The organism is Rhizobacter sp. (assembly GCA_019635355.1).
Lineage (GTDB): Bacteria > Pseudomonadota > Gammaproteobacteria > Burkholderiales > Burkholderiaceae_C > Rhizobacter.
Map to the genome: position 1 here is coordinate 2,263,666 of JAHBZQ010000001.1, position 22,746 is coordinate 2,286,411.

A 22,746-nucleotide genomic window follows, 5' to 3' on the forward strand; every position below is an offset into this window, starting at 1 on the left:
CCGGCTGGAGCGGCATCCGCGCGGATGGATTGGCAGGGAGAAGTCGTCCTTCTCATTCCCTAGTTACGGGCTGGACGTGCATAGCAATCCCGCTGTGCATGCGTAACTGAAGGGACAGTGTATGGAAACTCGTACGACCAACAAGGGACGACGGTCGAAAGGTAGTGTTTGGCGACGTGCATTGGCCAAGTTGTTGAGAGCCTTTATGCGTCCAGCGACACCAGCAGTCTTGATGCGATGGCTGAAAGTTGCAACGGCAATTTTTCGGTTCTTCGACTAAAGGTTGTGGATGACGATCGGCCCCCTGCTTTATTCAGCCTTATCGCAAAAGACATGTTGCATTCAGCGTTACGCCATCTCCGTCGGTATCACGGCATGCGTCAGCAAGACTTGGCCGACGAACTCGGGATTTCGAACAACTATCTTTCTGAGATCGAATCAGGTCTAAAGGCACATGCCATAACGATCGATCTTCTGAACCGATATGCGGCCATTTTTAAAGTGCCCGCATCCAGTCTCATGTTGTTCTCCGAGCAACTGGATTCCGAAAAGCGCAGTGAGAAGTTGCGTCTGGCAATGGCGGCAAAGCTTTTGAAAGTCCTAGATTGGATTGATGAGCATGCCGAACAGCGCACATAGGCGAGAGAAGGCAGCGCGTAGGAGCGGGCTTCGGAAGAACAAATCGGGTCGCTATCCCATCGAGAGATCGCCACTCTGGAGGCAGCCTAGCTTGCACAAGTTGGCAGAACTGCTGGGTACCACGCCCGACGTTCTTGAAGCCATTGCCGCCGCACCGACGTACAACGAGTTCGTCGACAAACCCAACACGCCCAAAGCGAGGGACGTCCAAGAGCCACTTGGTGCGACCATGCACCTTCACTACAGTTTGGTGCAGTTGCTTGATCGCATTCAGCGCCCGACTTTCCTGCACTCTGCGACTAAGAAGCGCTCCTACATTACAAACGCAGACGCCCACCGCGCGGGCCACGCAATCGTCAAGACTGATATTCGCAAGTTCTACGAGAGCACAAGCTACGCCCACGTTAAGAGGTTCTTCTTCCAAGATCTTGGTTGGTCTCACGATGCCGCAAGGCTTGTCGCGAGGGCCTGCACTGTTCACGATCACCTTCCAACAGGCAGTTGCATAAGCCCACTGCTCTCGTACTTCGTTCATCGCAAGATGTTTGCGAGCATCGAAGAGTTGTGCTCGCGCTCTAACGTGGTCATAACACTTTATGTGGACGACATTACGATGTCAGGCCTGCATGCAACGACCGCACTTCTTCATGAAGTCAAAGCCAAGATCCAACGATTTGGTCTCGTAACTCACAAAGAAAAATTCGTAGCGCCGGGGACACCGGGCGTGGTTACGGGTGTTGCTCTAGACAAGGGCCAGCTACGACTAAGGAACAAGCAGCACCAGGCTCTGGTCAAAGTCATCGACTCTGTCCATGCTGGCGACCTTACGCTTCTGAATCAGTTGCGGGGGAAGCTAGCAGCCGCGCAAGCCATAGACCCTGCAGCAGCAGCCGGTCTCATCGAACGCTACAAGCGGCAACCCGCCCCGCCGCTTGAGAAGGACGGGCAGTCAGCTTTCCGGTCTGCTGAACCTCCGACGGATAAGACGTAGTACCTTGTGATTGATCGGCGCCGAATGGCCGCGACCAGTTTTGAGCGGCCGCAGCTGCAGTCAGGGCGCCAGGAGTGCCTCTGAACTGTCTGTCGCGCATCTGTGGTGACTTCAAATGATGGAGAGATGATGAGAACTAAATGGCTCTGGGCGGCTACCACTGGGGCAGCTCTTTTGATCGCCTGCGCGTCTTCCACGTCGCCTCCACAGGTTAAGCCAACTTCGCCCTTCGCGTCATTTCGACCACTTCCAGTACCTGTTTCCGATCTGCAGCTTGGAGCACAGTGGGTTGATGGTGGGCTAGGCGCTGTGGGTGCGGCCCTCCCGACAGGCGCCCTGCAAACACACCGCTCTTTGTCCAATGCCCAGTTGTCAAGCAACCGAGATTTGAAAGCAGGAATTGACGCAAGCGTGTTGGCCCTGACTGGCATTGGTGCATCCATAGCGAACTCCTCCTCGATCGGAGTGACCTACGAAAATATCGAGATCGTTTCCGTAAGGGATCCAGGAGCGTTACCGCTGGTCTCTGGGAACAGCTACCTGTTCAGAGGCATCAAAGTGAAGTCCTACAAGATCACTATAAAAGACGCCAATGAAGCTCAGCTGGCCGCCCAACTCACATATAAGGGCGGCACCTACAAAATATCTACTGGGCCGGGAAGTGCGCAGGCCGAGGTGAACATTGTTGGCGACGGCCTGTACGTGGCATACCAGACCCTTTCAGTCCAGAAGACCTCCGGCACAAGCCAGAACTTTCATTTGCGTGATGCAAAGGGCCGCGGCCAGACGTATTCAATCGGTGATCGCTATGAGCTAAATATTGAGCAAGATGCCGTCATGAAATGTGTCCTGGATGCGCTGAATAAACGTGGTCATCAGGTCACGGCCAAGGCTCTTTTTTTCCCCTTCTTAGACCGCTACAAGGGCTGGTGGCAAACAGGAGGCGACGACAAACATAGCTGGGCTTGGCTCACGTTTCCGGAATGTGATCACCTGAGCTACGAAATCACCGTAAACAATACTGACTCGGGTAGCGACTCGCTCCCTACAAAGATCTCTCTGCCGTTCGAACGCAACGCGGCTGAGAAGCGCGACTACGTAGTGGGCCGGTACTTCAAAGGCAATGGTTATGTTGTAGACAAACTGTTCTTCTTCCGGGTTGCCAATCGCGACAATGAATGGAAGGCGCCGGATGGACGGACTTCGGAGGGCATTACGCTTGAAGGTCAAGTCCGATTGCTACGCGAAGAGTTCCGACTAGCGATCAATGACTAGTCCGCAGCATGCATCCCATACGCTCAATTCCCCTTGGCAAATGCGCGGCTGGCGCAAATCAAAGCCAGGAGCAATGCACAGCTAGCTCTTCCGCCATCGAGACCCAGCTCAACTTTCCGAGCTGAATGTCTCCGTTCAGTCTGATGCAGCCATTCAGATCTGGCGGTCCGACCCAGTGTGTTCTGGACGCAATGTCGGAAACCGCAGCCTCTCCCGGCGATCAGCCTATCGGGATCCGCGACAAGTCGGTCATGAAACTCCGTCGATACCGCCAACCTAGAAATAGGGGCCGCCGCGCAGCGGCGGGGCAAGCGGCAGGCGCCGCGTAGCCCCTGAACCTGCACCCCGCCCCAGCGGGGTCTGGTTCAGGCGGGGGGCGCCGCGGACTGGCACAAACGGCCCCAGCCGTTTGAGGCGCCCCAGCGCCGGTGCCTGCCGCGGGGGGCGAAGCCCCCGCCTCCCCCGAGCCTTAGGCGCGGGGGAACCCGGGTCTGCGGTGCGGCGTCCAGCCGCAGCCCGGAGGGCCGACTGCAGCGGGATGCGCGCAGCGCATCACGAAAAAGGAGCCGGCAGAGCCGGGTTCCCCCGCGAAGCGGGGTCCGCGGCCGCTGGCCGCGGAAGGGGGAGGCGCGACCCGACACCGCGGAGGCGACAAGCCCCGCGTCCAGCGGGGCTAGGAGGCGTGGGCGGCGTCCAGCCGCCCCGAAGAGCCTCTGTTGGCGCACGGAGTGGTGCCCGTACGGCGCTCCGTGCACTTATCCGATAGGCACGGGATCGGAAGCGGATCGGAAGAGACCACGGAGAAGACGAATCCACACAACTAGCGTAATAGCAAGCTACATGCTGCATGACCTGCTTACTAGTCATTGGTGAGCTCACTCACTACTAGTTCACTAGAGCTACTAGCAACTAGCAACTAGATTGCGGAACACCAGAACAAGGGGGATGTGAAAAAAATGTGCGTATAAGACTCATTGGTTTTGAGCTGACCTGCGGTTTGATGTGGTTTCCCGAACAACTCGAGAACCTCATGGCCAATCCGCACTCCCTCATTCCCGGCGAAGCAGCGAAGAAGCGCGGCAAGCAAAAGATCGGAGTCGTACTTCTCTTCCTGTACATGACCCACGCAACGACCCCAAAAATCGTTGCGGCGCTTCTCAACATCCGATTGAGCAATGTCTACTCGCTGCTGAGGCGGATGGCCAACATCGGGCTTGTCAAGAAGGTGATGCTTGCCGAAACGATGTTCCGGCAACCGGTGAGCGTCACGATCCTGGCTCCGCTCGGGCGTGACGAAGCCATGAAGCTGAAACCCGGGCGCAGGCATTCCTATGAATGTGACCGAGACTCAGTGCGTGCTGGCCAGGTCGACCACGACATGAAGGTCGCCTACCTCGCAGCACGATGGGTGCAGTCTGGAGCTGAGTTGCTCCAGACTGACTACACGCAACGCCGAACGGAGAAGTACCGCAAGCTTGTGGACGCGATGCTTCGGTTCGAGAGCACTACCTTCGCGCTCGAGTACGAGCGCACGGTGAAGTCCAAGCTTTCGACCGCCGATGCTTTGCGCGCAGCTATGAAGCTTGGGGTGCGGGTGCTTTGGGTGTGCGAATTCGACGAAAGCCTGAATCTGATCACTGAGTGCCTGGCAAGCGACGCATGGCCGGTTTGGAAGGTCGGGACAGACAACAAGAAGCATGTTGTGGGGAGCCACTATGTGTCGCCTTGGGCCTCCAGTCGCTTGATCGCCGTTCGGGCAGACGATCCCCTTCTGCTTGTGCCTCTGCCTGTGCTTTTGGGATGGATGGCTGCGCAAGAACAGTCCAGCCAGCTCATGGCGATGAAGACCATTGTCGACGACCAGTGGGGGTGGGACTGGGACACCATGTACTACAACGACGAGGAGGAACGCTACTGGTGGCTGCTGCGGGCGGGCGACGACACGGCCGACTATTGCTGCTTTCACGTCAGCAGTGCGGATGGCAAGGAATGGGTCATGCGCTACGACGACATGTTCCGTGACCAGACGCTGGTCGCACTGCCAAAGCTTTCCGCTCCTCCGCCGCAAGATGAAGCTGCCGTCGCGCCCGAGCTGGTACACGCGGCGATCTGGCTTGCCAAGACCAAGGGTCTTGTCCGGCCTTCACGATAAATCATGACGGCATGGGAGAGATGTCCACGGCCGGCGTGGCGACTGCCAAGCAAGCGCCGGCGGTGGGCATCTCGCTGAGCGAATTCCGCCCGATTACGCAGTAGCACCGCGCCATGACAGCTCGAGGTTTGACTCACGCCCAAGCCATTGCATATGTCGGTGTAAAGCGCCGAACGTTCGACGAGGTTTGGCGACCACACCTGCGTGCCATCAGGCAGGGCTCCTGCCTGATTTTCGACAAGGTCGAAGTGGACCGGCTCTTCGATCGATTCATGACCGAGGCTGGCTCCCAAGCCGCCGCACCTTTGAATGCAAGCACTGAGGGGGAAGTGGCAGCGGCTTCCTGTTCAGAGCAGAATCAACGCCGGAATGGACGGCCCATCTCGTCGAAAGGAGAACACTCATGGGCCAACAGACTCGGGGCATCTACCCCGAAAAAGACGGAACCTGGCAAGTCGACAAATGGTGGCGACACACTCGACTTCGTCAGCGTGGCTTCGTCAGTTTTGAAGAAGCGGAAAGGTGGTTGATCAAGGAGCTGGAGAAGCTGCGTGCAATCAAGCTACATGGCGAACGCCCCGAACGACTCTTCAGCGAAGCCGCTGCGTACTACCTGCTCAAGCACAAGGGAAAGCCTTCTCTCGTCAACGAGACCTACCACCTGAAAAGCGTCATGCCGACGATCGGGCACCTGCCCATCAACCAAGTGCACGACGGCACGCTGGAGCCACATGTCACCCGACGTTTGGCCGAAGGCCGCAAGCACAAGACCGTGAATCTCGAACTGGGCATCGTGCGCCGGGTGTTGAACCTGTGCGCGACCGTCTGGCGACACGAAAACGGCCACACTTGGCTTGATCAGGCGCCTCACATCACCATGTTGCCCCTAGTGGGCCACCAGCGAGACCCTCAGCCCATCAGTTGGCCGCAACAACGGCAACTGTTGCCCAAGCTGCCGGCCCACTTGGCGCGCATGTCGCTGTTTGTGCTGAACACCGGCGCGCGCGACGACGTGGTGTGCAGCCTAAGCTGGGAGTGGGAGATCCGCATCCCCGAGCTGGGCATCAGTGTCTTTGAGGTGCCGGCAGTCAACGTCAAAGGCCGCAAGCGTTCGCGTTTGCTGGTCTGCAACAGCGTTGCCCAGTCGGTCATCGAAGCCGTGCGTGGCCAGCACCCGGAGCTCGTCTTTGTGTATCAACGCCTCAAGCGGGACGGCAGCGCCGGCAAGGCGAAGCCGCATGGCATCGAGACGATGAACAACACGGCGTGGCAGCGGGCACGGCAGGAGGCCGGGCTCGGCGACCTGCATGTGCACGATCTCCGGCATACAACCGGCATGCGGCTGCGCGAGGCTGGTGTTTCTGAGGCGACGGTGGGCGACATCCTGTGGCATACCAGTCGCTCGATGACGCACCACTACAGCATGGCGCAGATCGTCGAACTGCACGCCGCGCTGGACAAGATCAAGGATGACACCGGAAGGTGGAACAAGAGCCTGGCGACGCTCAGGCTGGAACAAGAGGCGGCGCGGGCGGAGGCCACTCCCCCAAAAGTCCCCGACGAAAAGAAAACAGCCTAAGGACGTGAGCCCCTAGGCTGTTGAATCACTTAAGAAAAGTGGCGCGGCTGGCAGGATTCGAACCCACGACCCCTTGGTTCGTAGCCAAGTACTCTATCCAACTGAGCTACAGCCGCGAAGCCTCGCACTATAACACCAACTTTAGGGCCGTCTACAAAGACGCCGCTTCGCGATAACAAGAGGCCGCACGTTCAACGTCCGACTGCTGATCGGCGAGCTTCGCCAGCAACAGCCAGGCCCGACGGCGCGAGGCTTTTTGCAGCCCGGGCGCCGAGGCCGCCTGTTCCAGCAGCACGCGCGCCTTGCCCCACAGCTCGCGCTCGGCCAGCGCGCAGCCCACGGCATAGGCCACGGCGGCCTCACGCGGGTGAGCCTGAGCCGCAGCCTCCAGCCGCGCGAGCCAGTCGGGGGCGAGGCCATCCATGCACGCCACGAGACCCTCGGCGAGGGCGACACGGTCGTCTTCGCTGAAGTCAGCCAGCCGATCCCAGAAGGGCCGCAGCCACGCACGCCCTTCAGCTTGCGAGCCGAAGGCTGCCATGCGCTCTGCTGCCCGCGCCACCACGAGCGGGTCGCGGCGATCGGCCGCATCGAGTGCGAACCAGGTGCGGCGCACCTGATCGGCATCGCGTGCGCCGTCAAGCGATTCGAAGGCCAGCGAGCGCAGCAGGCCTTGCGCCGCAGTCTTGGAGAAGGCTTGATGCTTGGCCAGCAGGCGTGCGGTCTTCAGCGCTTCGTGCGGCTGCTGGGCGAGGCGGCAGGCTTGCAGCTTGAGGCGCAACGCGTGGGTGCGGCGCGCCACGCCGGGGGGCAAGACCGACAGCAGGCTCAGCGCACGCGCCGCATCGCGGTCGTCGAGCGCCCACTCGGCGGCAAGGAGTCGCGCGCCTTCTTCGGCCGAACGGGCGGCGCTGCTGCGGCTGCTGAGCTCCAGCGCCTTTTCGAGCTCTTCGTCGCGGCGCACGCGGTCTTGCAGCTTGTGGGCACTGCCGGCTGCCAGCAGGTGGCCCAGCACGGTGAATTCGTTGTCTTGTGCGAGGTCGGGCGTTTCGGCCTGGATCAGCAACGCGCGCTGCGCCGCCTTCTGCGCGCGGCTGTAGCGCCCGCCGAAGAACTGCGCGAGTGCATCGCGCAGCGCGGCCTGCGCCGTGCGGTCACGGCGCGCCACGCGCCACTCGTGCGCCTTGCGCGGCAGCCCGACGAGTGCGTTCACCGCCTCGATGATGGTCACGAGCGCCAGGCAGGTGAGCAGCAGCGCCAGCAGGAAGAGGTTCATGGACACGTCCATGCGCCAGCCGCCCCAGTAGAGCGACACCAGCCCATCGTTGGCGCCGAAGGTGGTGGCCGCCACGACGGCGACCACGAAGAGCAGGATGAACCAGACGACCGCGCGCATGAAGACGGTCAACGCCCCGCGGTGGCGGCCGCCAGTGCGGCCAGCGTGTCATCGGGCCGCGGCAGACCCACCTGGCGCGAGCCGGCGGCCACCTGCTTCAACAGGTCACCCGCCACGCCGGTGCGGCGTGAGCTGCGGTCGAAGTAGCGCTCCAGCGCCTGCTGTGCGCTTTGCACGTCGGTCTGCACCGTGTCGAACTGGCGGCTGAGCACGGCCAGGCGTGCGTTGAGCAGGCGCAGCTTGAGGTTCTCGCGCAGGAAGAAGGCCTGCTCGGGCGCCACGAGCATGGCCTCGGGGTGGTCGATGCGGGTCACGCGCACCAGCGTGCGGGTCTCGCCCCACAAGGTCTGCATCAGGCCGTTCCAGCGGTCGGAGACGGCCGAGGCCCAACCCGCCGGTGCGGACGCGGGCGCCGACGCGCCCTTCGCCGCAGCCTTCGGCGCACTGGCCGCAGGCCTCGCCTCCTTGCGTGGCTCGGCCTGCGACAGCAACGGCAGCTCGTCGACGAGGCGGATTGCTTCGTCGAGCTTGATCGAGAGCGCCGCGATGTCGGGCACGCCCACAGCCTTCACACGGTCGATGTCGCGGGCAATGGCACGACGCACACCTTCGAGACGCGGCTGCGCATAACGTGCGAGGCGATCGTCGGCCTGCTTGAGCGCCGCAACCAGCGGCTCGGCGCTGCCGGTGATGGTGGCCTGCTGCTGCGCCACACGCAGGCCGGCGTCGATGTCGACCAGCACGTTTTCATCGCGCGAGCGCGACAGCGACTGGATCAGGTCTTCGAGCTGCGTGCGCTGGATCGACACCTCGGCCAGGCGCGCCTCGAGCAGCGTCACCTTGGCGGCGCTCTCGCGGGCCGTCTCGTCGGCGCGCTTGGCGAGCAGGCGGGCTTCAGCCGACTGGGTCTGGCTGTCTTGCTGGCGGCGCACGAGTTCCTGCTCGAGCTTGCGCACCCGCTGCTGCGCCGACCAGGCGAGACCCAGGCTCACCGCGACCACCAACGCGAGCAGCGCCACGAGCACCAGGACCCAGCGGCTGCGGCGCGGCGCCGCCGTCGGCCCGACAGGCTCGCTGGCCGCAGGTGGCAGAGGGGTTTGCGCGACGTCGTTCACAGTGCGATCGATTGTATGCAGGCGACCACGGCCTCTGCGCTGGGACGGGCTTCGAGCACACGCCCGATGCCGAGGCTGCGGGCGGTCTCTGCGATGCGCGGGTGCGTGGCGATCGCGCTGGTGTTCGACCAGGACGCATGCGACGCAAGCGTCTGCAGATTCGTCACAGCCTCCGAGCTGCTGAAGAGCCACACGTGCTCCTCGGGTGCGCCCAGCGCCAGGTCGAGCAGCGCCTGCGCCTCGGTCGACAGGGCCGGCACTGCGCGGGCATACGCCGCCACGAACTGCAGCACCGCCCCCCGCTCGCGCAGCCGCTCGGCCAGCCAGTCGCGGCCACTCGCGCCACGCACGATCAGCACCTGGCGGCCTTGCCAGTCATGCCCGGCCAGTTGCAGCCACAGCGCTTCGGAGTCGAACTGCGGCGAGTCGGCCGCCGGCTCGACGACCGTCGGGACGCCCAGCGCCCGCAGCACCCGGGTCGTGCCCGGGCCGGGCGAGGCGGCCAGCAGCGTGTCGGGCCACTCGGCGCCCTCGGGCCTGCCATCGAAGAAGCAGGTCGCCGCATTGGGGCTCACGAACACGACCAGGGCCACGCCGGGCAGGCTCTTCCACGCCTGGGCGAGCGCCGCGGCGTCGCCACTCGGCGCGATGTCGATCAGGGGCAAGGCCTCGGCCTGCAGGCCCGCATTGCGCAGCAGCTGCACCCACTCGCCGGCTTGGGCCGCAGGCCGGGTGACGAGCACGCGCATCGCGTCAGGTCGTCGCGAGATAGCCGTCGGCGCCGAGCGCGCGAAGGCGTGCCGCGGCGTCTTCGCCCAGGGCACTGGCGGCGTCTGCATCGGCCACGGGGGCTTGCACCGACACGCGCAGCAGCGGCCGTGTCGTCTCATGCCCGTGGCCCAAGGCGGCGTTCAGGTGCAGCGTGTCGCCTTGCCACACCGCGTGCGCGGCGAGCGGCATGCTGCAACTGCCGCCGAGTGCGCGCGAGACGGCGCGCTCCGCATGCACCGAGAGCCACGTGGGCCGGTGGATCAGGTCGGCGAGTTGCGCCCGCAAGGGCCCGGCATCGGCCAGCACCTCGATGCCGAGCGCGCCCTGGCCGGCGGCCGGCAGCATCTCGTTCGTGTCGAAGGTGGCGCGGATGCGGCTGGCCAGCCCCAGGCGCTTGAGGCCCGCCGCGGCCAGCACGATGGCGTCGTACTGCCCGTCGTCGAGCTTGCGCAGGCGCGTGTCGAGGTTGCCGCGCAGGGGCTCGATCTGCAGGTCGGGCCGCAGCGATCTCAGCAGCACCACGCGCCGCAGGCTGGAGGTGCCGACCTTCGCGCCCTGCGGCAGCTCGGCCAGCGAGGCGTAGCGGTTGGAGACGAGCGCATCGCGCGGGTCTTCGCGCTCCAGCACCGCGGCAAGCGCGAAGCCGTCGGGCAGGTCCATCGGCACGTCTTTCAGCGAATGCACCGCGAGGTGCGCGCGGCCTTCTTCGAGCGCCGTTTCCAGCTCCTTGACGAAGAGGCCCTTGCCCCCCACTTTCGAGAGCGTGCGGTCGAGGATCTGGTCGCCGCGGGTCGTCATGCCCAGAAGGCCCACGTCGAGCCCGAAACGTTGCTTCAGCAAGGCCTGGACATGCTCAGCCTGCCAGAGGGCGAGGCGGCTTTCACGGGTGGCGATCAGGAGGGGAGCGGGAGCGGCGTGCGACATCGGGCGATGCTATCAGGGGCCTCTCGCGCCCACCCCCGCCGCGCGCGTTGGTAACCCGCAGGTAACCCGCCAGCCCTTACATTGCGCGCACCCCTCCACTCCTCCTGCTGAGAGCTCCCATGCCCCGCGCCCGGCCCGACGACGACAAGAACCTGCCCCTGGTCACCGACATCCGCCTGCTCGGCCGCATCCTCGGCGACGTGATCCGCGAGCAGGAGGGCAAGGCGGCGTTCGAGCTGATCGAGCACGTGCGGCGGCTGTCGGTGGCCTATCGCTTGAAGCACGATGCGCAAGCCGGCCGCGCCCTCGACCGCCTGCTCAAGAACCTCTCGGCCGACCAGACGGTGAGCGTGATCCGCGCCTTCAGCTACTTCAGCCACCTGGCCAACATCGCCGAAGACCGCCACCACGTGCGCCGCCGCGAGCACCACGAGCGCGAAGGCCACCTGCAGGAGGGCTCGCTCGCCATGAGCCTGTCGCGCCTGGCCGATGCCGACATCCGCGCCACCGAGATCGCCAGGACACTCGAGCACGCCTTCATCTCCCCCGTGCTCACCGCCCACCCGACCGAAGTGCAGCGCAAGAGCATCCTCGACGCCGAGCGGGCCATCGCCGAACTCGTGAGCCAGCGCGACAAGCTCGCCACCACCCGCGAGCTCGAGCAGAACGAAGCCCTGCTGCGCGCGCGTGTCACCCAGCTGTGGCAGACCCGCATGCTGCGCTACACCAAGCTCACGGTGGCCGACGAGATCGAGAACGCGCTCAGCTACTACCAGAGCACCTTCCTGCGCCAGATCCCCCGCCTGTACCGCGAGCTGGAAGAGGCCCTGCCCGGCCACCCCATCGCCCCCTTCTTCCGCATGGGCAACTGGATCGGCGGCGACCGCGACGGCAACCCCAACGTCACCGCCGAGACGCTGCAGATGGCGCTGCGCCGCCAGAGCGAGACGGCGCTGCGCTACTACCTGACCGAGGTGCACGAGCTGGGGGCTGAACTGTCGATCTCGGCGCTGCTGTCCCCGGTGACGCCTGCGATGCAGGCGCTGGCCGCCGCCTCGCCCGACCAGGGCGCGCACCGGGAAGACGAGCCCTATCGTCGTGCGCTCATCGGCATGTATGCGCGGCTGGCGGCCACGCTGCACGAACTGACCGGCACCGAGGCGCTGCGCCATGCCGTGGCGCCGCAGTCGCCGTATGCGCGCAGCGAAGAGTTCCTGCAGGACCTGACGGTGATCGAAGCCTCGCTCAAGTCGCACCATGCGCAGGCGCTGATCGCACCGCGCCTGAAGCCGCTGATGCGCGCGGTGCAGGTGTTCGGTTTCCACCTGGCCACCGTCGACCTGCGGCAGAGCTCCGACAAGCACGAGGCGGTGGTGGCCGAGCTGCTGCGGGTGGCGCGCCTCGAGGCGGACTACTCGGCGCTCGATGAAGCGGCGCGCCGCGCGCTGCTGGTGCGCCTCTTGAACGACGCGCGGCCGCTGCGGGTGCACGGCGCGGAGTATTCGGAGCACACGCAGGGCGAGGTGGCGATCTTCGAGGCGGCGCTCCAGATGCGCCGGGCCTATGGCCGCGAGGCGCTGCGCCACTACATCATCTCGCACACGGAAGACGTGAGCGACCTGCTGGAGGTGCTGCTGCTGCAGAAGGAAGCCGGCCTTCTGCGGGGGACCCTGGATGACTCCGCCACCTGCGACCTGATCGTCTCGCCGCTCTTCGAGACCATCGGCGACCTGCGCCGCGCCGGCCCGATCATGCGCGAGTACTACGCGCTGCCGGGCATCGCGCAGATGATGGTGCGCTCAGGGGCGGAGCAAGACGTGATGCTGGGCTACAGCGACAGCAACAAGGACGGCGGCTTCTTCACGAGCAACTGGGAGCTGTACCGGGCGGAGACGGCGCTGGTGCAGTTGTTCGATGAACTGAAGCAGGCGCACGGCATCGTGCTGCGGCTGTTCCACGGGCGCGGGGGCACGGTGGGGCGTGGGGGCGGCCCGAGCTTCCAGGCGATCCTGGCGCAGCCGCCGGGCACGGTGAACGGGCAGATCCGCCTGACCGAGCAGGGTGAGGTGATCAACTCGAAGTACGCGAACCCGGAGATCGGCCTGCGCAACCTGGAGACGCTGGTGGCGGCCACGCTGGAGGCGACGCTGCTGCACCCGACGAAGCCGGCGACGAAGGCGTTCCTGGAGGCGGCCGATGCGATCAGCACGGCAAGCATGGCGGCGTACCGCAAGCTGGTCTACGAGACGCCGGGCTTCACGGATTACTTCTTCGCGGCCACGCCGATCCGCGAGATCGCGGAGCTGAACATCGGCTCGCGCCCGGCCTCGCGCAAGGCGACGCGGGCGATCGAAGATCTGCGGGCGATCCCGTGGAGCTTCAGCTGGGGGCAGTGCCGGGTGGCGTTGCCGGGCTGGTGCGGGTTCGGGTCGGCGATCAATGCGTTCCTGGGCTCGAACGTGAAGGAGCGCAAGGAGCGCCTGCTGCTGCTGCAGCGCATGCACAAGCAGTGGCCGTTCTTCCGCACGCTGTTGTCGAACCTGGACATGGTGCTGGCGAAGACGGACCTGGGCATCTCGGCGCGCTACGTGGAGCTGGTGGAGGACAAGCGCCTGGGCAAGAAGATCTTCGCCGCCATCGAAGCGGAGTGGCGCGCCACGTCGGACGCGCTCTCGCTCATCACCGGCGAGAAGAAGCGGCTGGCGACCAACCCCTCGCTCGCCCGCTCGATCGAGCATCGCTTCCCTTACCTCGACCCGCTCAACCACTTGCAGGTGGAGCTGATGCGGCGTTATCGCGCGCAGCGCGACAACGACCCCACCATCGAGCGCGTCAAGCGCGGCATCCACATCTCCATCAACGGGGTGGCGGCGGGCTTGCGGAATACCGGGTAAACACTTCCCCGGGTAATTCTGGACGGGTACGTAAAAAATTCTCACAAAGTACCCATCCCCCAAACTCACCCAAGGTTTTCCCCAGGCGACTCAGCAATTCCGTACAAGTGAGGACCTCAGAATCCAAGGAATGATGCACGTGCGTCCACTTTTAAGAGACGCGACGGCAAGTCAACAAGCTCCAGCAGTCCGGGGAGCTTCAAGCCGATCGATACCCGGTTGCATCACACCTCTTGGAGACATACATGAGACTTCTCACCCGCCACATCCTGCGCGCCGGTTTTGCGCTGGTTGTCACGACCCTCACCACCGCCGCCTTCGCACAGACCAGCTTCTCCGCCACCTACAAGGGCGGCAGCACCTCGTCGTGCGGCACCACCTTCAGCATCAGCGGCAAGGAACCCACCGCTTCCGGCAAGTACCCGGTGTACATCCACATCGGCGGCACGGGTGAGCCCTACAACGGCGCCTGGGCCTCGGCCGCCGTCGACGCGATGGCCGCCAAGGGCTTCGTGGCTGCGACCGTCGAGTACGACAACGGCAGCTTCGGCACCTGCACCACGATCAGCACCCGCGCCAAGTGCATCTTCAACGGTGCCAACGCCAACAGCGCCATCGCCAAGCTGTGCGCCCGCGCCAAGGCCGACTGCTCCAAGGGCGTGGTCACCGGCGGCCTGAGCCAGGGTTCGATCATCTCGGTGCTGTCGCGCAACTTCGACAGCCGCATCCGCGCCTCGATGGGCCAGGGCACCGGCTCGACCTACACCGTGGCCTACAACCTCGCATCGTGCATGGCCGACGGCAAGCACACCCAGCCGGGCGACCGCCTGCGCATCATCAACGGCGAGCGCGACATGTTCGTCGGCGGCACCGAGTCGATCGCCCGCTCGCAGGCCGAGCTGGTGACGGGTTTGAAGTGCTCGGGCCTCTCGCCGACCGAGTGCTTCCGCTCCAATGGCTCGGGCTGGGCGGTGGTGAAGGACTATCAAGTCAATGACCTGTATGCCGACCACTGCTTCATGGGCCTGGGCACCTACGGTGCGCAGTGCACGGGCATCCTCGCCGTCGACACCAACTACCGCTACGGCTCCGGCGCGTGGGCACTGCCGGCCACCACCAACTGGCTCAAGAGCTTCGTCACGCCGTGACGCTCCGAGCGGCGGTGATGTCTTGACCGCCGCCTCCTGACAAGCAAGCCTCGCGGGCCCACACGGGCCCGTGGGGCTTTGTGCTTCGGCACACCACTTCGCCCGTGCTGACGCGTTCCGTGCGCGGACAACCCCTGTGCAATCTGCACGCTAGGGTTGACCTCGTTGGCGCATGGCGGCGAACGCGGCATTCTTGGTTCACATCAAGGTTGTTGTATGAGCGGATTCATCCACATCACCCACAAGACACCCGTCTGGCAGAAGCTGCTGCGCATGGGGTCAGGGCTGGCGGTCGTGGTGGGCGCCCTTGCCTGGTACGTGCTCAGCGACGATGGCTTGCCCATGAGCACACCCAGCGCCGATGCAAAGGCCACGTTCGTGAAGGCCCAGCCACTGCCGGCTCCGCCTCCCACGCCGATGGCTGCTGACGCAACCGACGAAGACGATGCACAAGCCGAGCGCCAGCTCGCGAAGGCCGCCGCAAGCCTCGGCACCGACGCCCACGATGACAACGATTACGCCACCCGCAATGCCGGCATCGACGTGCACCGCCTCACCCTGCTGCGCCACCAGACCGCCCGCAGCTTCCTGAGCGAAGTGCTGCTGACGCCCGGCTCGCCCTCGGGCTTCGTGGTGACCGAAGTGATGCCGGAAAGCCGCTACGAACGCATGGGCCTCAAGCCCGGCGACGTGATCTACACGCTCGACACGCCGGGCACCCCGTCGGTCGACGAGAACTCGATGGTCGCGCTGGTGCAGCAGACCGAGCTGTCGCTCGAGGTCTACCGCAATGGCACGCTCACCCGCCTGCACACCAACCTGGCCAAACTGGAGGACGGCAATGTCGGCTCCAAACCCTGACGCCACGATGCGCGCGCAAGCGCAGCGCCAATCGAAGGTCTACGTCTACGCCGACGGCTTCATGACGACGTCCGACGGCATGGTCGCGCCGCGCACCGAGCGCTACACCGGCACCATGCTCTTCGCCATCCGAGACGAAGGCATCGACATCGAGGTCGGCGGCCGCCTGCAGCGGGTGCAGATGGCCCTGCTCAAGCCTTTCGTGCCCAAGGCGATGAACGCCGCCGCGCAGCCCTTCGTCAGCATCGGCCTCAACCCCACACACCCGAAGTACCGCGCCTACACGCGGCTCGAAGACCCCGGCTACGTGACCATGCCGCGCAGCCTCTTCCCGGCCCTGACCGACCGGCTGCACGCCCTCTGGGCCGGCGACCTCGACATCGCTCAGGCGCGTCGTGTCTACGAAGACGCCATCGACGAGGTCACGCAGATGCTGCCGCCCCTGCGCCCGATGGACCCGCGCATCGAGCGCGTCACCGCTTCGCTCGCACGAAACCCGCGCCAGCCGCTCGAGACCTTGGCCGACATGGCTTGCCTGTCCTACTACCGCATGTCGCACCTCTTCTCGAACGAGATGGGCTTGTCGCTGCGGCAGTACGTGCTGTCGCTCAAGATCCACGCCGCCGCGCGCTGCATCGGCCAGGGCATGACGCTCACCGCCACCGCACACGAAGCCGGGTTCACCGATTCGGCCCACCTGTCGCGGGTGTGGACCAAGGCCTTCGGTGGGCCGCCCACCCGCTTCCTCAACCCCAAGGCCTTCGCGATCCAGCCGACCCACCTCCCGCCGCCCACGCTGCAGGAAGCAGCCTGACGCGGCTCAGCGGGCCACCCGGCCACTGGCCTGGCGCAGCAGCTGCGCCACCACGGCCATCGCGATCACTTCCGGCTCTTTGCCGGTGATGCCCGGCAGCCCGATCGGGCACACCATGCGGTCGATGGCGGCCTGTGGCACACCACGCTCTTCGAGGCGGTGGATGAAGCGCTGCTTCTTCGTCTTCGAGCCGATCAGGCCGAAGAAGGCGAAGTCGTTGCGGCGCAGGATGGCTTCGGTGATGCGCAGATCGAGGTCGTGGCGGTGCGTCATCACAAGATAGAAGGCGCCCGCCGGGGCCCGCTTCACCTCATCTTCGATGCCCTCACCGGCCAGCACCTGGATGTGCGGCGGCCACCCCGCGCCCAACGAGAGCGGGAATTCTTCCTGCCGCTCGTCGAGCCACTGCACCGTGACCGGCAGGTCGGCGAGCAGCCGCGCCACGGCGCGGCCCACATGCCCCGCGCCATAGAGCTGCAAGTGAAACAACTCGTGCGCCGCAGGCCAACGGTCGAGCTGCCGGTCGTCGAGTCGCTCGAAGCGCAAGGTCACCGCCCCGCCACAGCACTGCCCCAGCGCCGGGCCCAGCGGGAAATGCAGAGACGACACGGCCGTGTCGCCATGCTCGATCAACCCGCGTGCATGCTCGATCGCCTTCAGCTCAAGGTGACCACCGCCGATCGTGCCCTCGGTGCGCGTGGCAGACACCAGCATGCGTGTGCCCGCCTCGCGCGGCACCGAGCCTTGCGCCCCGCTCACCTCGACGATCACCGCCTCGTCGCCGGCCATCAGCCAGCTGCGGGCGACTGGCAGCAAGGCCGTCACGGCCGCCCCTGCACCGCCTGGAGGGCCCGCAGGATGGCTTCGCTGGTGGCGGGCGCCGTCAACGGCGGGTCGACGCGATGGCCGCCCACCGACGACACCGCATCGCGGATCGCGAAGAAGACCGAGAACGGCAACAACAGCGGCGGCTCGCCCACCGCTTTGCTGCGGTGGATGGTGTCGGCCGGGTTGTCGCCTTCGAAGAGCGTCACGTTGAGCACCGGCGGGCAGTCGTTGGCCGTGGGGATCTTGTAGGTGCTCGGCGCGTGCGTGGCCAAGAGGCCGGTCTGCGGGTGCCACACCAGCTCTTCGGTCGTGAGCCAGCCCATGCCCTGGATGAACGCACCTTCCACCTGGCCGATGTCGACCGCCGGGTTGAGCGAGCGGCCCACGTCGTGCAGCAGATCGGCACGCAGCAATTTCCACTCACCGGTGAGCGTGTCCACCAGCACTTCGCTCACCGCCGCGCCATACGCGAAGTAGAAGAAGGGCTTGCCCTGCATCGTGTCGCGGTTCCAGTGCAGGCCCGGCGTGGCGTAGTGGCCGTCGGACCAGAGCTGCACCCGTGCGAGGTAGGCCTGGGTCACGAGTTCACCGAACGACAGCTCGTGCGGCGCGTTCTTGCCGATGAAGACCTTGTCGTTGGCAAAGCGCACCTCGCTCGCGTCCACGCCCGCCTGCTCCGCCGCAAAGGCGGCGAGCCGCTCGCGGATCTGCCGCGCCGCGTCCTGCGCCGCCTTGCCGTTGAGGTCGCTGCCGGTCGAGGCAGCGGTCGCCGAGGTGTTGACGACCTTCTGCGTGTCGGTCGCCGTCACCCGCACCCGCTCGAAGGCCACGCCCAGCTCGTGCGCCACCACCTGCGCCACCTTGGTGTTCAGCCCCTGGCCCATCTCGGTGCCACCGTGGTTCACGAGGATGGAGCCGTCGTTGTACACGTGCACCAGCGCGCCCGCCTGGTTGAAATGCGCCACGTTGAACGAGATGCCGAACTTCACCGGCGTGAACGCGATGCCGCGCTTGAGCACCGGGCTCGTGGCGTTGAACTCGGCCACCGCCTTGCGGCGCGCACGGTAGTCGCTCGTGACTTCGAGCTGTGCCGTGAGCGGCTGCAGGATGTTGTCCTCGACCTTCTGGCCGTAAGGCGTCATCACCCGCTCGTCGCCGTCGCTCGGGCCGTAATAGTTGAGCGTGCGCACGTCGAGCGGGTCTTTACCCAGCGTGCGGGCGATGGTGTCGAGGATGTTCTCGATCGCGATCGCGCCCTGCGGCCCGCCGAAGCCGCGGAAGGCGGTGTTCGACTGGGTGTTGGTCTTGGCCGAGAAGCCGTGCATCGCCACGTCGGGCAGCCAGTAGGCGTTGTCGAAGTGGCAGAGCGCCCGTGTCATCACGGGGCCCGAGAGGTCGGCCGAGTGGCCGGCGCGCGAGACCATCGTGATCTCGGCGCCGAGCACACGGCCGTCGTCGTCGTAGCCCACCTCGTACTCGTACCAGAAGCAGTGGCGACGGCCGGTGATGAGGAAGTCATCGTCGCGGTCGAGGCGCAGCTTCACCGGCCGCTTGAGCCGGCGCGCCGCCACCGCGGCCACACAGGCGAAGAGCGCCGACTGCGACTCCTTGCCGCCGAAGCCGCCGCCCATGCGCCGGCACTCCACCTGCACGTGGTGGGCCTGCAGCTTCAGCACATGCGCCACCACGTGCTGCATCTCGCTCGGGTGCTGCGTGGAGCAGTGCACCAAGAGCCCATCGTTCTCTTTCGGGATGGCGTAGCTGATCTGGCCTTCGAGGTAGAACTGCTCCTGCCCGCCGACGTCGAACGTGCCCTTCAGGCGACGCGGCGCGGCGGCGATGGCCGCGGCAGCATCGCCGCGCGTGAGGTGCATCGGCGGCAGCACGTACTGGCCGAGTTCATGCGCCTGCTGGTGCGAGATCACCGGCGGCAGCGCCTCCATCGACAGCACGCGTTTCGCCTGGCCGGCGGCGCGCCGTGCGGCATCGCGGCTGGTCGCGATCACGGCAAACACCGGCTGGCCGAGGTAGCGCAGCTCGCCCTCGGCGAGGATGGGGTCGTCGTGCACGATGGGGCCGCAGTCGTTGCCGCCAGGCATGTCGGCCGCGGTCAGCACGTCCACCACGCCGGGCATCGCACGCAGGGTGTCGAGGTCGATGGCCTTCAGCGTGCCATGCGCCACCGGCGACAGGCCGAGTGCCGCGTGCAGCGTGCCGGCCAGCTCGGGCAGGTCGTCGATGTAGGCCGCCTCGCCGGCCACGTGCAGGTGCGCTGATTCGTGCGGCCGGCTGATGCCGACCCGCTGCCCCTCGCGCAAGGCCTGGGCCTCGGAAGGTGCTTGCAGAAAGCTGTCGAGCGGCTTGTTCATCAGGTGGCCTCCACGCGGGCCCACACCGTGGTGGCCGATGGCGGCAGCGGGTCTTGCGCCCGTGTTTCGAGCCAGAAGCGCTGCAACAGGTTCTGCGCGACCTGCAAGCGATACGCGGCGCTCGCGCGCAGGTCGGTGAGCGGCTTGAAGTCTTGCGCCAGCGCGGCCTGGGCCGCCTGCACGCTCGCCTGCGTCCACGACTGGCCGGTGAGCGCGGCTTCGGCCGTCGTCGCGCGCTTCACCGTGGCCGCCATGCCGCCGAGTGCGATGCGCACCGACTGCACCGCGTCGCCCTTCAGTTCGATCGCCAGGCCCGCGCAGATCGCCGAGATGTCGCTGTCGAAACGCTTGCTGATCTTGTAGGCGCGCACCACACGCTGCAGCGCCGCCAGCGGCACCGCGATCGCCTGCACCAGCTCGCCCGCGTGCAGCTGGTTCTTCATGTAGTCGACATAGAACTCGGCCAGCGCCACACGCCGCACCCTCGTGCCCTTGCGCAGCACCAGCTGCGCATCGAGCGCCATCAGCACCGGCGCCGAGTCGCCGATGGGCGAGCCGTTGGCCACGTTGCCGCCCATCGTGCCGGCATGGCGGATCGGCGGCGAAGCGAAGCGCAGCCACACCTCGGTGAGCGTGGGCACGCGCTGCGCGAGCGCCTGCCACGCGGCTTCGAGTGGCACGCCGGCGCCGATCACGAGTTCGCCGTTCGCCTCGTCGATGCGCTGCAGCTCCTTCACCTCGCCGAGGTAGAGGATGTCGCCGAGCGGGCGGAACTGCTTGTTGACCCAGAGGCCGATGTCGGTGGCGCCGGCCAGCAGCGTGGCATCGGGGTGGTACTCGCGCAGGCCGGCCAGGGCCTCGAGCGTGCGCGGCGCACGGAAGTGGTCGACCCGCTCGCCGCCGCCGAGCTGGCGGTTGAAGGCGGTGTAGTGCAGGCCACCGCTTTCCTGGTGAGTGCGTTGCAGGCCCTGCAGCACCTTCACGACCGGCGCTGCGTCGAGCGTGCGCGCCGGCAGGTCGAACATGCGCTGCCCCGCATCGAGGATCGGCCGGTAGCCGGTGCAGCGACACAGGTTGCCAGAGAGTTCATCGGCCAGTTGCTGGCGCGTGGGCCGTGTCGCTGAGGCCTGGTGCCGCTCATAGCAGGACCACAGGCTCATCACGAACCCGGGCGTGCAGAAGCCGCACTGCGAGCCGTGGCACTCGACCATCGCCTGCTGCGTGGGGTGCAGGCCCTCGGCATCTTTCAAGTCTTCAACGGTGAACAAGGCCTTGCCATCGAGCGTGGGCAGGAACTGCAGGCACGCATTGACGGTCTTCAGCGACAGCGCCTCCCCCGACTCGGCCAGCTCGCCCACCACCACCGTGCAAGCCCCGCAATCGCCTTCGTTGCAGCCCTCCTTGGTGCCGGTGCAGTGGGCGTCTTCGCGCAGCCACTCCAGCACGGAGCGGGTGGGGTGCGGGCCGTTCACCTCGACGACGGCACCACGGTGGTAGAAACGGATCGGTTGCGGGTTCATGTGAAGGACAGCTTATGCCAGAGCACGCGGTTTTTCAGTGTCGAACATGCATAGCATGCGCCATGCCGCCGGCCCGCGCGGCGGTACAGGCCTTGCTGCAGTGATGCCATGACACCCCCTTCCACCTCCTCCAGCCCCAGCCCCGGCCTGGCCCTGCGCCTCGCGTTGCGCGGCGACCTGCTCGACTTCACCGGCGCGCCCGATTGGGGCGCCACCGAATCACCTGTGGTGCGCTATCGCCCCGACCATTGGCTCTTGATCGAAGGCGGCCGCATCGTCGGCGCCCAGGTCGAAGCGCCCGACAGCACCTGGCCGCGCCACGACCACAGCGGCCAGCTCATCCTGCCGGGCTTCATCGACACCCACGTGCACAGCCCGCAGCTCGACGTGATCGCCAGCTACGGCGCGCAGCTGCTCGACTGGCTCAACACCTACACCTTCCCCGCCGAGCAGCGCTACGCCGACCCGGCCGAGGCCGAAGCGGGCGCAGCCCGTTTCCTCGATGCGCTGCTGGCCCACGGCACCACCAGCGCGGTGGTCTTCCCCACCGTGCACACGGCCAGCACCGAGGCGCTCTTCGCCGCCGCCCAGGCAAGGGGCATGCGGCTCATCACCGGCAAGGTCCTGATGGACCGCAACGCCCCCGACGGCCTGCGCGACGACGTGGCCCAGGCCGAGCGCGACTGCGTCGACCTCATCGACCGCTGGCACGGCACCGGCCGCCTGAGCTATGCCGTGACGGTGCGCTTCGCACCCACCAGCACGCCCGAGCAGCTGGCGATGGCCGGCGCGCTGTGCCGTGCCGACGAGAGCCTCTACATGCACACCCACCTGGCCGAGAACCGCGCCGAGGTGCAATGGGTGCGCGAGCTCTTCCCCGAAGCACGCAGCTACCTCGACGTCTACGCCCGCGCGGGCCTGCTGCATCGGCGCAGCGTGCTCGCCCACGGCATCTGGCTCGACGACGAAGACCGCGCCCTGCTATGCCGCTGCGGCGCGCAGATCGCGCACAGCCCCAGTTCCAACCTCTTCCTCGGCAGCGGCCTCTTCGGCTGGCGCGCCGCGGAGCGCGCGGGCGTGCAGGTGAGCCTGGCCACCGACGTGGGCGGCGGCACGAGCCTGTGCCAGCTGTGCAGCCTGCAAGATGCCTACAAGGTGCAGGCGCTGGCCGGCGAGCGCCTCACCGCCTGGAAGGGCCTGCATGCCGCCACGCTGGGCGCAGCCGAGTCGCTGCTGCTGGCCGACGAGATCGGCTCGCTCGAGCCCGGCCGCATGGCCGACGTCTGCGTGTGGGACTGGGCCTCCGGCCCGGTCGCGCAGCGCCGCCTTTCGGTGGCGCGCGATCTGCATGAAAAAGTGTTCGCCTGGATGACATTGGCCGATGAGCGCAACCTCGTCGCCACCTACGTCGCAGGCTTGCGCGTGCCGGTCTGAGCCCGAGCACGGTTCTTGCAGCCGGCCCTTCGTCCT

The 22,746-nt window shown here is 66.0% G+C and carries 17 protein-coding genes and 1 tRNA gene; 10 read left to right on the plus strand and 8 right to left on the minus strand.

Annotated elements, in window-relative coordinates; genetic code table 11:
- The first annotated feature begins 333 nt into the window (after positions 1–333).
- The 5 genes from KF892_10070 (at position 334) to KF892_10090 (ending at position 6,636) form a co-directional block, all read left to right on the plus strand.
- Positions 334–639 carry a helix-turn-helix transcriptional regulator gene (locus KF892_10070; GenBank protein MBX3625347.1) on the plus strand — a complete coding sequence of 102 codons (306 nt, stop codon included), beginning with the start codon at positions 334–336 and terminating at the stop codon, positions 637–639.
- 100 nt (positions 640–739) lie between these two features.
- The gene (locus tag KF892_10075) at positions 740–1,630 is read left to right on the plus strand and encodes an RNA-directed DNA polymerase (protein MBX3625348.1); all 891 of its coding nucleotides are present in this window, start codon (positions 740–742) and stop codon (positions 1,628–1,630) included.
- 411 nt (positions 1,631–2,041) lie between these two features.
- Complete coding sequence (locus KF892_10080; GenBank protein MBX3625349.1) at positions 2,042–2,905, plus strand: hypothetical protein; 864 nt, start codon at positions 2,042–2,044, stop codon at positions 2,903–2,905.
- 1,030 nt (positions 2,906–3,935) lie between these two features.
- Positions 3,936–5,057, plus strand: coding sequence for a hypothetical protein (locus tag KF892_10085; GenBank protein MBX3625350.1), 1,122 nt, complete (start codon positions 3,936–3,938; stop codon positions 5,055–5,057).
- A 403-nt stretch (positions 5,058–5,460) separates the two neighbouring features.
- Positions 5,461–6,636: a tyrosine-type recombinase/integrase gene (locus KF892_10090; GenBank protein MBX3625351.1), complete on the plus strand. Its 1,176-nt coding sequence runs from the start codon at positions 5,461–5,463 to the stop codon at positions 6,634–6,636.
- Positions 6,637–6,675: 39 nt separating this feature from the next.
- Here KF892_10090 and KF892_10095 read toward each other — a convergent pair.
- The 5 genes from KF892_10095 to hemC all read right to left on the minus strand — a co-directional run bounded on the left by KF892_10095 (position 6,676) and on the right by hemC (position 10,842).
- Positions 6,676–6,752: transfer RNA gene (locus KF892_10095), tRNA-Arg, on the minus strand.
- A 35-nt stretch (positions 6,753–6,787) separates the two neighbouring features.
- Entirely contained in the window at positions 6,788–8,032 is a 1,245-nt protein-coding gene (locus KF892_10100) for a heme biosynthesis protein HemY (protein ID MBX3625352.1), read from the minus strand.
- An 8-nt stretch (positions 8,033–8,040) separates the two neighbouring features.
- Complete coding sequence (locus tag KF892_10105) at positions 8,041–9,060, minus strand: uroporphyrinogen-III C-methyltransferase (GenBank protein MBX3625353.1); 1,020 nt, start codon at positions 9,058–9,060, stop codon at positions 8,041–8,043.
- 83 nt (positions 9,061–9,143) lie between these two features.
- Positions 9,144–9,896 (minus strand): uroporphyrinogen-III synthase, encoded by a 753-nt coding sequence (locus KF892_10110; GenBank protein ID MBX3625354.1) that lies wholly within the window; start codon positions 9,894–9,896, stop codon positions 9,144–9,146.
- 4 nt (positions 9,897–9,900) lie between these two features.
- The gene (gene hemC / locus KF892_10115; GenBank protein ID MBX3625355.1) at positions 9,901–10,842 is read right to left on the minus strand and encodes a hydroxymethylbilane synthase; all 942 of its coding nucleotides are present in this window, start codon (positions 10,840–10,842) and stop codon (positions 9,901–9,903) included.
- A gap of 119 nt (positions 10,843–10,961) precedes the next feature.
- Here hemC and ppc point away from each other — a divergent pair, with 119 nt between their 5' ends.
- The 4 genes from ppc to KF892_10135 all read left to right on the plus strand — a co-directional run bounded on the left by ppc (position 10,962) and on the right by KF892_10135 (position 16,559).
- Positions 10,962–13,736, plus strand: a complete 2,775-nt coding sequence (ppc, locus tag KF892_10120) for a phosphoenolpyruvate carboxylase (GenBank protein ID MBX3625356.1) — start codon at positions 10,962–10,964, stop codon at positions 13,734–13,736.
- A 245-nt stretch (positions 13,737–13,981) separates the two neighbouring features.
- A complete protein-coding gene (locus KF892_10125; GenBank protein ID MBX3625357.1) occupies positions 13,982–14,884 on the plus strand; it encodes a hypothetical protein in 903 nt (300 codons plus the stop codon).
- A gap of 216 nt (positions 14,885–15,100) precedes the next feature.
- A complete protein-coding gene (locus KF892_10130) occupies positions 15,101–15,745 on the plus strand; it encodes a hypothetical protein (protein ID MBX3625358.1) in 645 nt (214 codons plus the stop codon).
- 7 nt (positions 15,746–15,752) lie between these two features.
- Entirely contained in the window at positions 15,753–16,559 is an 807-nt protein-coding gene (locus tag KF892_10135) for a helix-turn-helix transcriptional regulator (protein ID MBX3625359.1), read from the plus strand.
- 6 nt (positions 16,560–16,565) lie between these two features.
- On the opposite strand, the gene xdhC is transcribed toward KF892_10135, so the two are convergent.
- Genes xdhC through xdhA form a run of 3 tightly spaced genes read right to left on the minus strand, consistent with a single transcriptional unit; the run spans position 16,566 to position 21,276 of the window.
- Positions 16,566–17,348, minus strand: coding sequence for a xanthine dehydrogenase accessory protein XdhC (gene xdhC / locus KF892_10140; protein MBX3625360.1), 783 nt, complete (start codon positions 17,346–17,348; stop codon positions 16,566–16,568).
- A gap of 32 nt (positions 17,349–17,380) precedes the next feature.
- The gene (gene xdhB / locus KF892_10145) at positions 17,381–19,756 is read right to left on the minus strand and encodes a xanthine dehydrogenase molybdopterin binding subunit (GenBank protein ID MBX3625361.1); all 2,376 of its coding nucleotides are present in this window, start codon (positions 19,754–19,756) and stop codon (positions 17,381–17,383) included.
- A complete protein-coding gene (gene xdhA, locus KF892_10150; GenBank protein ID MBX3625362.1) occupies positions 19,756–21,276 on the minus strand; it encodes a xanthine dehydrogenase small subunit in 1,521 nt (506 codons plus the stop codon). The genes xdhB and xdhA overlap by 1 nt, the downstream gene beginning before the upstream one ends.
- 108 nt (positions 21,277–21,384) lie before the next feature.
- Here xdhA and guaD point away from each other — a divergent pair, with 108 nt between their 5' ends.
- On the plus strand, positions 21,385–22,710 hold the full coding sequence (guaD, locus tag KF892_10155) for a guanine deaminase (protein ID MBX3625363.1): 1,326 nt from the start codon (positions 21,385–21,387) through the stop codon (positions 22,708–22,710).
- Positions 22,711–22,746: the final 36 nt, after the last annotated feature.

Excerpts from the sequence above, each read along its gene's own strand:
- KF892_10070 (MBX3625347.1), top strand. The coding sequence starts at position 334 with ATGTTGCATTCAGCGTTACGCCATCTCCGTCGGTATCACGGCATGCGT.
- KF892_10085 (MBX3625350.1), top strand. The coding sequence starts at position 3,936 with ATGGCCAATCCGCACTCCCTCATTCCCGGCGAAGCAGCGAAGAAGCGC.
- KF892_10090 (MBX3625351.1), top strand. The coding sequence starts at position 5,461 with ATGGGCCAACAGACTCGGGGCATCTACCCCGAAAAAGACGGAACCTGG.
- KF892_10100 (MBX3625352.1), bottom strand. The coding sequence starts at position 8,032 with ATGCGCGCGGTCGTCTGGTTCATCCTGCTCTTCGTGGTCGCCGTCGTG.
- KF892_10110 (MBX3625354.1), bottom strand. The coding sequence starts at position 9,896 with ATGCGCGTGCTCGTCACCCGGCCTGCGGCCCAAGCCGGCGAGTGGGTG.
- hemC (MBX3625355.1), bottom strand. The coding sequence starts at position 10,842 with ATGTCGCACGCCGCTCCCGCTCCCCTCCTGATCGCCACCCGTGAAAGC.
- ppc (MBX3625356.1), top strand. The coding sequence starts at position 10,962 with ATGCCCCGCGCCCGGCCCGACGACGACAAGAACCTGCCCCTGGTCACC.
- KF892_10125 (MBX3625357.1), top strand. The coding sequence starts at position 13,982 with ATGAGACTTCTCACCCGCCACATCCTGCGCGCCGGTTTTGCGCTGGTT.
- KF892_10130 (MBX3625358.1), top strand. The coding sequence starts at position 15,101 with ATGAGCGGATTCATCCACATCACCCACAAGACACCCGTCTGGCAGAAG.
- KF892_10135 (MBX3625359.1), top strand. The coding sequence starts at position 15,753 with ATGCGCGCGCAAGCGCAGCGCCAATCGAAGGTCTACGTCTACGCCGAC.
- xdhC (MBX3625360.1), bottom strand. The coding sequence starts at position 17,348 with ATGGCCGGCGACGAGGCGGTGATCGTCGAGGTGAGCGGGGCGCAAGGC.
- xdhB (MBX3625361.1), bottom strand. The coding sequence starts at position 19,756 with ATGAACAAGCCGCTCGACAGCTTTCTGCAAGCACCTTCCGAGGCCCAG.
- xdhA (MBX3625362.1), bottom strand. The coding sequence starts at position 21,276 with ATGAACCCGCAACCGATCCGTTTCTACCACCGTGGTGCCGTCGTCGAG.
- guaD (MBX3625363.1), top strand. The coding sequence starts at position 21,385 with ATGACACCCCCTTCCACCTCCTCCAGCCCCAGCCCCGGCCTGGCCCTG.